The 11,814-nt window shown below is 40.9% G+C and carries 9 protein-coding genes; 3 read left to right on the top strand and 6 right to left on the bottom strand.

The annotated features are described in order from the left end of the window. Positions 1 to 5: 5 nt before the first annotated feature. A complete protein-coding gene (fabF, locus tag M23134_RS28200; RefSeq protein ID WP_002702145.1) occupies positions 6 to 1,259 on the bottom strand; it encodes a beta-ketoacyl-ACP synthase II in 1,254 nt (417 codons plus the stop codon). 545 nt (positions 1,260 to 1,804) lie between these two features. Here fabF and M23134_RS28190 point away from each other — a divergent pair. Then, a complete protein-coding gene (locus M23134_RS28190; protein ID WP_002702142.1) occupies positions 1,805 to 3,646 on the top strand; it encodes a MutS-related protein in 1,842 nt (613 codons plus the stop codon). Positions 3,647 to 4,118: 472 nt separating this feature from the next. Here the strand turns inward: M23134_RS28190 and M23134_RS28185 are convergent, their stop codons facing one another. Together M23134_RS28185 and M23134_RS28180 are read right to left on the bottom strand one after the other, a co-directional pair. Continuing rightward, entirely contained in the window at positions 4,119 to 4,811 is a 693-nt protein-coding gene (locus tag M23134_RS28185; RefSeq protein WP_002702137.1) for a response regulator transcription factor, read from the bottom strand. A 4-nt stretch (positions 4,812 to 4,815) separates the two neighbouring features. Further along, on the bottom strand, positions 4,816 to 6,108 hold the full coding sequence (locus tag M23134_RS28180; RefSeq protein ID WP_045114510.1) for a sensor histidine kinase: 1,293 nt from the start codon (positions 6,106 to 6,108) through the stop codon (positions 4,816 to 4,818). 210 nt (positions 6,109 to 6,318) lie between these two features. Between M23134_RS28180 and M23134_RS28175 the strand changes: the two genes are divergently transcribed. Further along, positions 6,319 to 6,717, top strand: coding sequence for a response regulator (locus M23134_RS28175; RefSeq protein WP_002702133.1), 399 nt, complete (start codon positions 6,319 to 6,321; stop codon positions 6,715 to 6,717). Between the two features lie 102 nt (positions 6,718 to 6,819). Here M23134_RS28175 and M23134_RS28170 read toward each other — a convergent pair whose 3' ends face one another. Next, positions 6,820 to 8,148, bottom strand: a complete 1,329-nt coding sequence (locus tag M23134_RS28170; RefSeq protein WP_002702132.1) for an NAD(P)-binding domain-containing protein — start codon at positions 8,146 to 8,148, stop codon at positions 6,820 to 6,822. Positions 8,149 to 8,461: 313 nt separating this feature from the next. Continuing rightward, positions 8,462 to 9,391, bottom strand: coding sequence for a hypothetical protein (locus M23134_RS28165; protein WP_002702129.1), 930 nt, complete (start codon positions 9,389 to 9,391; stop codon positions 8,462 to 8,464). A gap of 840 nt (positions 9,392 to 10,231) precedes the next feature. Between M23134_RS28165 and M23134_RS28160 the strand changes: the two genes are divergently transcribed. After that, positions 10,232 to 11,002: a hypothetical protein gene (locus tag M23134_RS28160; RefSeq protein WP_002702127.1), complete on the top strand. Its 771-nt coding sequence runs from the start codon at positions 10,232 to 10,234 to the stop codon at positions 11,000 to 11,002. A gap of 112 nt (positions 11,003 to 11,114) precedes the next feature. Here M23134_RS28160 and M23134_RS28155 read toward each other — a convergent pair whose 3' ends face one another. Continuing rightward, entirely contained in the window at positions 11,115 to 11,741 is a 627-nt protein-coding gene (locus M23134_RS28155; RefSeq protein ID WP_002702125.1) for a thioredoxin family protein, read from the bottom strand. Positions 11,742 to 11,814: the final 73 nt, after the last annotated feature.

The following is an 11,814-nucleotide window of genomic DNA, read 5'->3' as shown; positions in this document are numbered from 1 at the left end:
TTGGCTTATTCTTCGTATTTTTTCATGGCCATAGCAGCACAATGTCCCCCAAAACCAAAGCTATTGTTGAGGGCATACTCTACCCGGCGGTGTGTTTTTTTGCCCAAGGTAAGGTCAATGCCCAAAGCAGCAATCTCATCGCTTACCTCTTGGGTATTGATGGTAGGCGGAATATCATCGGTGTGTACTGCCATACAAGTGGCAACTGCCTCGATGGCGCCTGCTGCACCTACCAAATGCCCGGTCATAGACTTGGTGGCACTTATTTGTAAATTTTCGGGCTGATTGTCTACTAGTTTTGCCACTGCTTTTATCTCTGACAAGTCACCTACTTTGGTAGAGGTAGCGTGCATATTGATGTAGTTAACCTGTGATGGCAAAATACCTGCTTCACGAATGGCTTCTTTCATCGCCAGGTACCCCCCTAAACCTTCGGGATGAGTGCCTGTAATATGGTAAGCATCTCCGGCTTCTCCTCCACCTACTATTTCGGCATATATTTTTGCTCCTCGTTGCAAAGCACTTTCCAGGCTTTCTACTACCAAAGCTCCGGCTCCCTCTCCCATCACAAAACCATCGCGGTTTTTATCAAATGGTCGGGAAGCTACCGAAAACTGATCATTACAGGTAGACAAAGACTTGGTAGAGTTAAACCCACCTATAGAAGCTTCAGTAATGGGGGCTTCAGAGCCTCCGGCAAGAATTAGCTCGGCTTTGCCCCACTTAATATAGTTAAAGGCGTGAATCAATGCCTGATTTGATGAGGCACAGGCAGTTACCGGACAATAGTTTACCCCTTGAAACCCATATTTAATAGATAACAAGCCAGCCAAACCATTGGTAATGATTTTGGTAATAAAGAATGGATTGAACCTGGGGGGAGAAGGCTTACCTTTGACATAACTGAAGATTTCTTTTTCGAAGGTATCTAAACCTCCCATACCATTGGCAAAAATCACCCCTACCCTACTGGTATCATATTTATCAAGGTCGATATTCGCATCTTTGACCGCCTCATCTCCGGCAACCAACCCATATTGCCCAAATAAGTCTAATTTGCGGGCTTCTTTGCGGTCAAAGTGATTTAATGGATCATAGTCTTTGATTTCGCAGGCAAACTGTGTTTTGAAACCAGTGGCGTCAAATCGGGTAATTTTATCTACCCCCGACTTGCCCTCAAGTATATTGTTCCAAAAAGTTTTTACATCGTTGCCAACCGGGGTAATTGCTCCCAAACCAGTAATTACTACTCTTCTCATAATGATATATGCATGTGTTTATGTGTAGTGGTAATGGATGATTGCCTGCACTCATAAAAGATTGCCAAATCTTGGTGTACTTGTTTTGCCCGCCCTGTTCTGTTATTTTGATAAAAAGATGATAAATCCGAGTTTAATTCTGGTAAATCCACAGGGGTAATTTCCAATCGATAAAAATTCGGGTTTTCCCAATCAAAGCCACCGTGCAAATATACCTATCGGCTTAATAAATGCAAAAGCCTACAATCTTAAGTTCTCGTTTACAGGAGTTAACAGGAGTAAAACCACATTTGACTGATAGTCATTTTATGTCTGAGCATTCAAATCAATTTTTTTTAGTGAACTTCAAGTATTTTCGGTATAAGTCGCTATTGGGTGCTGGTAGCTTATATACAAGTTTATCAACTCCTGAAGTAAAACTACAAAAACAGCCTTACCTGTTGCTGCCCTGTCAATTGTCTCACCACAAGATATTTCCCAAAGTTTGAACTACTTTATGTTTTTCGTTTTACTAACTTTGCAGTCTTGTATAAAAAAATAAAACCATGAGCGTTCACTCAAACCTATCTGCCGAGAGGCAAGTTTTTGAAACCCGTATTGAGCAATTTCAGGAACTCGCCCAACAGTTTCAGACCAAGTACAACCGTATATCTACCATTCGTCTACTGGTGTTTTTGGGTGCCATTATAGGTGCCTATTATACTTATCAGTTTGCCCAACACTGGGCGGCAGGTTTGGGGGCATTTGTTGTGGGTATGGGTATCTTTATTGCCCTGATCAAACAACACAACCGCATTGTGTACCAACGCAACCATTACCGGTTTTTGCAGAAAATAAACGAAGCCGAAATTCAGCGGCTCAGCAATGAACTTAAAGGGTTTGCGGAAGGGGATCAGTATATGACTCCAGGGCATTTTTATGATTCCGACCTGGATATTTTTGGCAAACATTCCATTTTTCAATTATTGAACCGTACCACTACCCAACTAGGTGAAAAAACCCTGGCACAATGGTTATTGGCTCCAGCACGCACCCAAGAGATTCGCCAACGCCAGCAAGCAATTGAAGAGCTAAAAAATAATATAGAATGGCGACAAGACTTTGAAGCTAAGGGCAAGCACGGACAAGAAGATGGGCGGGCAGTAAACCAATTGTTTGCCTGGGGCAGCGAACCCGCCAAGGTATTGCCCAAAAAATGGCTCATTACCATGACTTACATCATGCCAATAGTTTCGCTGGCGGCGTTTGCTGCCGTGCTGTTGGGCTTCACTACTTACCACATTTTGTTCATTCCTATTTTTATCAATGGTTTTCTTTTGGGAGGATCTTTTAAAGATATACAAAACATTCATGAGAAAACCAGTAAATCAAGTACCACGCTCAAATCATACACGCAATTGTTGAAAAACATAGAAGAAGCCAACTTCAACAGCGAAAAACTCCAGAAGATCAAAGGCTTGACTGCTTCGGCAGAAGGAACTGCTTCCGAAAAAATCTCAAAACTTGCCAGTATACTTGCCAGCCTCGACCAACGCCAAAACCTGTTATTTATATTTGTGGCCAACTTCTTTTTTTTATGGGATGTGGTATGGACGGCAAGGCTGGAAAAATGGCGCCAAACTACTCGACGTGAGATTGTAGGCTGGCTCAAAGCCATTAACCAAATGGAAGCCTTGAACAGTATTGCCGGGTATGCTTACGCCAATCCAGCACACCAAATGCCTACTATTTCAGACAAAGACTATATCATAGACACTATTAATCTGGGGCACCCGCTTATCAATGCAAAGGAGCGAATAACTAACACGATGAAATTAGAGGGTTTGGGCAATAGTATGGTCATTACGGGCTCGAACATGTCGGGCAAAACCACCTTTGAGCGTACTGTGGGGGTAAACATAGTGTTGGCGTTGGCGGGGGCTCCGGTATGTGCCGATCGCATGACAGTATCGACCATGCAGGTATTTACCAGTATGCGAACTCAAGATTCATTAAAAGAACATATTTCGTCTTTTTATGCGGAGCTTAAGCGTCTGAAGCAATTGATTGACCACCTGGAAACCAATCCACGCCTGCCAGTTATTTACTTGTTGGATGAGATTCTGAAGGGTACCAATTCGCAAGACCGTCACCTGGGCGCCAAGGCGTTGGTTTTTCAGTTGCATGGACACCGTTCTACTGGTTTGGTGTCTACCCACGACTTGGAATTGGGCATTTTGGAAGAGCAAACCAACTTTATCCAAAATTATAGCTTTAATAGCCAGATCAACGGTGACCAAATTTTGTTTGATTATAAATTGACTCCTGGCATTTGCCGCAGCTTCAACGCCAGTAAACTGATGCAAAATATGGGCATTGAAATAGACAAGGTAAGTGCACTTAAGTAGCCGCAAGTAATGAGCTATAAGCCCCGACAGGGGGCAAGCTTCAAGCGACAAGTCGCAAGTCCTTAGATACCGATGAATATCGGTGCCCCGCAAGCGGGATGTCGGCGTAGCCTCCACTAGGCAAACCCTGTTTAACTGCGTTGAGCTCATCACAGCAAATTGCTGTAGATTCGGTTCACAAGTAACTACACTTTTGTATCGTGTTGTTTTTCAGCAACTTACGAAAAGTGTAGTTATAAGTAAGAGCAACCCATTATAAGGAATGCTTCCAAAATAAATTTACATTCTTAACCTCATCTTTTGTTGCTATATTTTGTAAACTATAGAAATTTATTTTTTCACCATTCCTAAGATTGTTATCCCTACTCATGAGGTATATTTAATTCTGCCTTGGTGCTTAAATGAATTAAATGTACACCATTCAAGTCATTCAAAAGGAACTTGCCCTTAGGGTAGGTTCCTTTTTTTGTGCTCAATTTTTCACTATCATCTTAAACCCTACTCCATGAATATTCTCGATCTTAATGGCAGGGTCAGCCTTTAGGTATTTACGCAAGCGGGTAATGAAGACATCGAGGCTACGCCCAAAAAAGTAATCATCATCACCCCAAATGTTTTTGAGAATATCTTCACGCTTAAGAATTTTGTCTTGATGCAGACAAAAAAAGCGCAACAACTCTGCTTCGCGTTGGGTCAGGCGACGGGGTTGACCGTCTTGGTACTGTAGTTTTAAGTCTTGGAAATCAAAGGCGTATAGTCCTATAGTAAACTTGGTTTGGCGAGTGTCTGATTGAGCAAAACGGCTACGTTTCAAGAAAACCTCTATCTTAAGTACTACCTCTTCTATACTAAAAGGTTTGGTAATATAGTCGTCAGCCCCTAGTTTAAGCCCAGCTATTTTATCTTCTTGCATTGCCTTGGCGGTCAAAAATATAATGGGTATTTCATGATTCAATGTACGCACCTTTTCGGCAAGGGTAAAACCGTCCATTTGGGGTAACATTACATCAAACAAACACAAGTCAAAATTGTCTTGTTGAAACTGTTCCAGCGCCAGTTGCCCATTGGCACAATGGGTCACCCGATAATCTCTTAACTCCAAACTATCTTTAGTAACCAAAGCAAGGCTTGCGTCGTCTTCTACAAATAATATATGTGCTTTCATTCAATTATTGGTCTTTAGTTATCAGGCGCGTTGGCATTATTATACGAAAAGTACTGCCCTTGCCTGGTTCGCTTTCCAGTGATATTTTCCAACCATGGGCTTGCACAATCTGCCTGACATAGTCAAGCCCCAAACCAAACCCCTTCACATTGTGAATATTGCCCGTAGGAACCCTAAAAAACTTGTCAAATATCTTTTTCTGGTGTTCCTTTTTAATTCCAATACCGTTGTCCTGAATGCTTAAATGTAACTTTTTTTTCTTTGTACTTCCAATCACCTCAGTGATGATCACAATCTTAGGATGAGGGGTGGCATATTTAAGCGCGTTGTCCAGCAAGTTACCCACTACATTGATCAGGTGGTTGGGGTCTGCCCAAATGCTCACTTCTTCTGGCGCAAGTCGCAACTGTAAGCTACCCCCGGCATTTTTTGCTTTTAACTCAAAGTTAGTCGCAATATCTTCTAACAATGGGCGTAAAACCAATCCCTCTGTCTGAAGCTCCAGCTTTTCTCTGTCCATTCGTGCCGATTGCAACACTTTTTCTATTTGGGTTTGTAGGCGGGCGTTTTCGTTTTTTATAATATGTGCATAGTTAATCAAGCTATCTTTTTTATCGAGTATTTTGGGGTTGGTCAATAAATCGGCAGTAATGGCAATGGTAGAAATGGGTGTTTTAAGTTCGTGGGTCATATTGTTTATAAAGTCGCGTTGAACCTCTGATAAACGTTTTTGTTTGAGAATGGCAAAGAGGGTATATCCAAAAAACAAAATAACCACCACCAATATCAAAGACAGAAAAATCCAAATATCCATCTGACTTGCCAAATAACTGGTTTTGTTGGGAAAACGCACCCCAAAATAATAAATATAGTCGTCGTATTTGGGCAAGTTGACGCGGCGATTAGGTTGGGCATTGGCTTTAGAGCTTATATAATTTCCATACACCATTTTATCGGTAGAGCAATCATAAATGCCATATTCGTACTCCATAAACAAACCTCGTTTGCTAAAAGCTGTTTTAAGTAAATGCTCCAGCACATTGGTATCAATCACATCGTTTACGTTTACCACAAAGTAATCAGACGATAGTTGTGTGATGGCTACAGGTTTGACAGTATGCTGGTTAATTCGGGCTATTTGCTGGGCAACATCACGCAAGGCCACATGAATGGTTTGATGAAACTGCTTGCTTTTCATATCAAATGCACGCTGCACCCAATATACCTGGGTTACAATGATACCAGCAATAGAAAATACTGCCAGGGCTATAATCAAACGAATCGTTCTCCTCTGCATGATTTGAAAAATTTTATGCTAAAAATACGTCTATTCCTCCGTCCAATGGTCTTTGTTTGGTATTTATTAACAAAGATTAAGAAGTATTAACACCATACATCAGGCATCTATCCACTCATCGGTAAAAATACACGACTTATCGAAAACAGTGGGCTGCACGCACTCAAATACGTTGATTACTACATACACCACTATTAGGCATTGAATATTATGGCAAAGATTAAAAACCACTACCAAAACATTTTATTAATTGATGATGACCGTATTTTTATCGTGACTTATCACAAGATATTTTCAAGCATTATTAAATATGCAAACATAGAATTTAGTATGAGTATGGCTACAGCCATTGACAAGTTGCACGAGATGCACAAAAAAGGAAGCTTTCCTGAATTGATTACTCTTGACTGGCGTTTGAAGCTGGGCGGAGGTGAATATTTCTTAGAAAAATTTGAACAACTATACAGCGCACAATACCCACAAACCAAGGTATTGATTATATCGGAAATGGCTCAGGAAACCGAAGTAAGCAAGGCATTGAATTACCCTTTTGTAACTGCTACTTTGCCCAAACCATTGGCAATGAGAGATTTATCTGCTGTTTTGTAACTATCTATATCAATTAAATTTATGCAGTTTAGGCTGCTACTTAGGTTCAAAAAAAGCCCCTTTCCTGATAGGTAAGGGGCTTTTTTATGGCTATGCTATGGCTCAGCATTTTTTTGACAAAGTCGCGGGTTGCTCCTGACCTATGCCACAACAAGTAGTAACTGGAGCTGGTGCTGAGGGTAGCTCTGTGCTACACACTCCGGTTTCGGGCAATTCAAGTTTTACCTCTTTAGCTGCCTGCCAATTACCCGCAATGGCTGCCACTATTGATCTTACCTGCTCGTATCCTGTAGCCATCAAAAACGTAGGGGCCCTTCCATAACTCTTGGCGCCTGCTATGTAAAAGTCTTTTTCAGGTTGACGCAATTCTCTTTCTCCATGGGGGCGTACGGTACCACAACTGTGGATGTTGGGGTCTATCAGGTTTGCCAAAGCAGGTACTGACTCAAGGGCTGAGTTGTGGGCATAGCGTATTTCTCGCAAAAACGAAAAATCGGGACGTGCGCCAGTATTGGCCACAATCTCCTGGATGCCTTCCAATGTGTTGCCTGCTACGTCTTTGATAGTAAAAGGCGGCGCTCCCTGCCACATAATTTCGTCGATATGAAAAGGAGTGTGTATGTGTACTTTTTTGGCTTCTACCAGTTTTTCAATTCTTTTGCCTAAAGCTCCTCTTGCCCTGAGACCATCATTTTCTTTGCCTCCATACGCTTCTGCCATATCTTTTTTACGCAACACCCAATGAAGCTGGGTAGCAGGAAAAGCTGCCCTGAGTTTGTTCAGGTCTAGCAAAGAATTGATGGCTGAGTGCCCCCCTCCTACTACTGCTACGCTTTTGTTAGCAAATCTTTCGCGGTGTATGCCCAGCACGTCAGGAATCCCATAAAAGATATGTTGTTGACAATTTTCTTCGTTCAATGCACTTACTCCTCCCGAACCTATCGGGTTGGGGTTTTGCCAGGTACCAGAAACATCTATTACCGCTTTAGCTTCATAACGTTGGTAAACATCTCCTTGCTTTACCCTCAATACAAAAGGACATTGCTCACGGTTTTTAGTCGTCATCTTGTCTAAACCTTTGCGCCCTACTTGTATTACTTGGCTATTCAGATGAATGTGTGGCTTTATTTGAGGCAAGTTGGCCAAGGGTTGCAAATAGTTGTGTACGATTTCAGCCCCCAAAGGCAAACCTTTGTCATCAGGGGCTTGCCAGACACTTTGCTGCAACAATGCTCTGGCAGCTTTGTCTATGTTGTATTGCCAGGGCGAAAACACTCGCACGTGCCCCCAGTCAAGTAAATTATGTCCTACGCTTTTACCTGTTTCGAATAAGATGAAGGGTTGATTGGCCAAAAAAAGGTGGGCAGCAGCAGCCAAACCTACTGGTCCTCCACCAATAATAGCCGTAGGTAATGTCGAGTAATGTTCCATTGTATTTTCTATAATTATAGGGGTAAATTATCTAATTTGCCTACAAGACGGCAAAGCTATAAAAAAGACGCAAAGTTTTTATTTTTTTTCTTTTGGGGGTATATCACAAAAAATGGCCACATTGTTTGAATGTAACCATTATAAGCACTTGAATTGATGTGATTAGTACACTAACCTAATACCTCTCCCACTCTTTCAGCGACTTTAGTCCCTTGATTTTACTTCAAAAGGCTTAGTTATGCGCGATTTTTAAAGTGCTGTAACCGCCAAAACTCATCCGAAGTAATAGTGCATTTACTCAGAGGATAAGGTATTAGTCTTGCTCTGACACCACGATCAGGGTTTTCCCCTTGGGGCTTTTATCCAACTTTTTACGGCCTTTGAGCGGCACCAGTGAGGTAGCATTTTTATGAGGATCAATGGTGGAAGTGGGCAACTCTGTTTTTCTTTTTTTGCCATTGGGCAATTGTAGTATGCGGTTAACCTGGCTTGTTCTGTGGTTTTGTTTACCATTTTCGGCAGCGTTTTCGTCATTATCATTTACCGCCAGATTGTACCCCTTGAGTATATTTTTCAGGTTGGCAAGTAACGCTTCTCCTTCTGGCGTCAATTTGTTCTGGTTTGGTTCAAACAATACCGAATCTACAATCTCTATATACACCTTGCCATTGTCTACGTCAATATCAAAATATTTACGATCTTGCGGAGGGATTTTTGCCATAATACGGCTACGCAAATCTACGGGGTTGTCGTCTTCGTGGCGTACAGGAGGCACCGTGTTTTGCTTCAAGACCTGTTTTTGCGAGGTAAGCTGATTTTGTAGTTTAAATATCTGCTGACGGTATTTGCGCAGCAACTGGCTGGAAGTAACCAGTTTTTCCTGGTTTTGGGCGAGCACTTTCTTTTTAAAAGAGGCTTCCTGAGCACTGTTTTTCAATAAGGTAATATGCTCACTTTCAAGCACTGTATAGTTCCGCATCATTTTGTTAAGCATTGCCACACTTTTTTCGTTGCCCAACCTTAAAGTCGCATTTTTTTGCTCAAGCATCGCCCTTTGCTTTTTCAAAGTATCCAGCTCTTGCCTCAATATCGTATTATTTGCCTCTAGCACTTTTATTTGTATGCTGGTAGAGTCATTCAAGGCATTGTATTTTGCCTCAAGAGATTTGTACTTTTTCGAAGGTACACATGCCCCCAGTAAGGCAATGGCCACTATATAGTACCATAAGTTTTTATTTATCATGTATCTAAATTTAACAACATCCATGAAAGAGTTCATTGAAAGCCCTTACAGGGGCAAGCTTTAAGCAACAAGTCGCAAGTCCTTAGATATCAATGAATACCGGTGTTAGCACCTGTTTCTACTAGCAATTAACAAGTGTATAAGTCACTTATTTTTAAGTATTTATAGTTACATTAGTTAAATGTTAGCTCAAAAACCATTCATTTTATTTATCGCTTCTGTGTTTCAATACTCCGCAGTGATTTTAGTCAAAGTTGTTTGCTGGTTATCAGTTATTTATGAATTTAAAAACTATTTAATTGGGTGTTTAGGCATAAAACCGACACACTTTTAAAAATAAAGGAGTATACAACCTTAATATAAAATGCTGGTTTACAGCATTTAACAAGGTGAACATTTACTCGAATCAGCTATGGACTATTGGTGTTTATAAACAACTGATAGTCAACAAGTCATTTTGACTGAAACAATTGCAAAGTATTATTGAGTAAAACTCACCTAAAAGTTTATTACAAATTCATAGCATAGTAAAAAAACGTTTCTCACCTCTTTATATTTCTTGCTAATTTAATTAAAAGAAGGCACAAAAACGGTGAAATGTAGGGTTTGTGCAGTAAAGAGACCATTGATGGTAAAAACAGGATTGTTGAATGTGTGACCACCATTTGCTTTTTTAATATAAAATATTTAACCTTTACGCGTTTGATAGGGTGAAATAAATTTTCTGGAGTTTTTGATGGTTTTACGTGTATAAAATAGAATAATACCAAGATGCCACTTTCCAGACAATGACACACAACCACAAATTATTCATTTTTAACTGGAACGTATTTTATGATCATGAGAAAACAACTAGTCACATTAGTTTTTTTATTTGCATTAGCGCTCACTGCAAATGCCCAAATACACACAGGTATCAATGCTACCACTGGCTTTCCTCTGAATGAATTTAAAGCACAAAACCCTGGCACTGCCTTTGGCATTAACATCAATATGTTTTTTCCCCACTCAGAAAGTTCCCCAGTATTTTGGGGAGTCGACCTCAACTTTCAAGGAATGGGAGCACGTGAGGTAAGCAAAGTTGCCAATACAGATGTAAACGGCACCAGTGTTCCAATAGATTTTAAGCTCGCCAACAGGAACAGGTTATTCAGTGGGCATTTTGTAATAAGAGCCAAAGTACCTACCCAAGGAGTACAACCTTATGTAGAAGGACTGGTAGGTTTGAAGTATTTTTATACCCGAACTTTTATCAAAGAAATCAACACAGGCAATAGTGCAGTAAGCGAGCAAGAACTGACCCGAAACAGCAGTGTTGGAGGAGAGTCATTGCAACGCAGCATTGCCTTTAGTCACGGTTTGGGCATAGGTGCACAAATGATGTTTAGCAAGTTTTTTGGGGCAAATATTGGCTTGCGTTACTTATGGGGGAGCCCCGCCAAGTATTATACCAGGCAAGACATTCGCGATTTTGATGTGGCCATTACTGCCAACAACGGCGTAGGTAGCGACGAGTATGGTGCAGTAATCAATGGAGGTGGCATAGGTCCACGCAAGTCAAGAACTGATATGTTGGTACTCAATGTAGGTTTGATCATCAATTTTCAGTAAAAGAGCAAATAATAAAAAATCCCTTTAGAATGTATTCCAAAGGGATTTTTTATTATTATCCAGAAGTATAAAAATAATCTCTACTTCATATCTAAAATTCATTTTTATCTTCCTAAATCCAACTTCGCATCGCTTCGTTCAGTTCTTTTTGGGTAGTTTGGGTTTTGTCTTTGGCATACCAGCCATGCAAACGGGTAGAAAACTCCAAATAACTCTCACCATTGTCATTTTTCTTGCGCTCCATTACCATCTCATGGGCTGGCGTTGGGCGAGGCCCCCACACCCCTCGCTCTTTCAATGTTTCAGTATCTAAAGCAATCAACTTAGGAATAGAACGGGCTCCATCGGTCAAGTAAGCATCCATCACATCAAGGTGCTCATCTCTCAATATCAACTTCAAGTCTATATTGGGTGTAACCTCCGCTATTTTTGCCAATACTGGTACAATTTGAGCTGCATCACCACACCAAGCCTCGGTAATCACTACCCAGGTTTGCGGGCGGTTAATTTTAGCAATGGTTGCCAACATCTCTTCGTTGAGTTTGGCAGTCTTATCCAGACGTTTCATACGCTGCACATTCATTTTGGTGTAATGTAGCATATCATCGCTGTGGTTGTCACCTGTAGTTTTGCCTTCGCTTAACAGTTGGTCAATCATTGTGCGGTACTCAGCATAAGTTTGGGATTGTTCGAGGTGTTGTTGCGTAATTACGCTTGCTTTCAATATGTTAGTATCCATTGTTTTTAAGAAGTTGCGTTATAGAAATAATAGCCTTGGCTGTTGATATGGGCTATTTTTAATGTAACTTTAT

This window comes from Microscilla marina ATCC 23134 (genome assembly GCF_000169175.1).
GTDB classification, from domain to species: Bacteria; Bacteroidota; Bacteroidia; order Cytophagales; family Microscillaceae; genus Microscilla; species Microscilla marina.
Note: the sequence above shows the minus strand (reverse complement) of the source record. Positions and strands in the feature narration are given on the sequence as shown.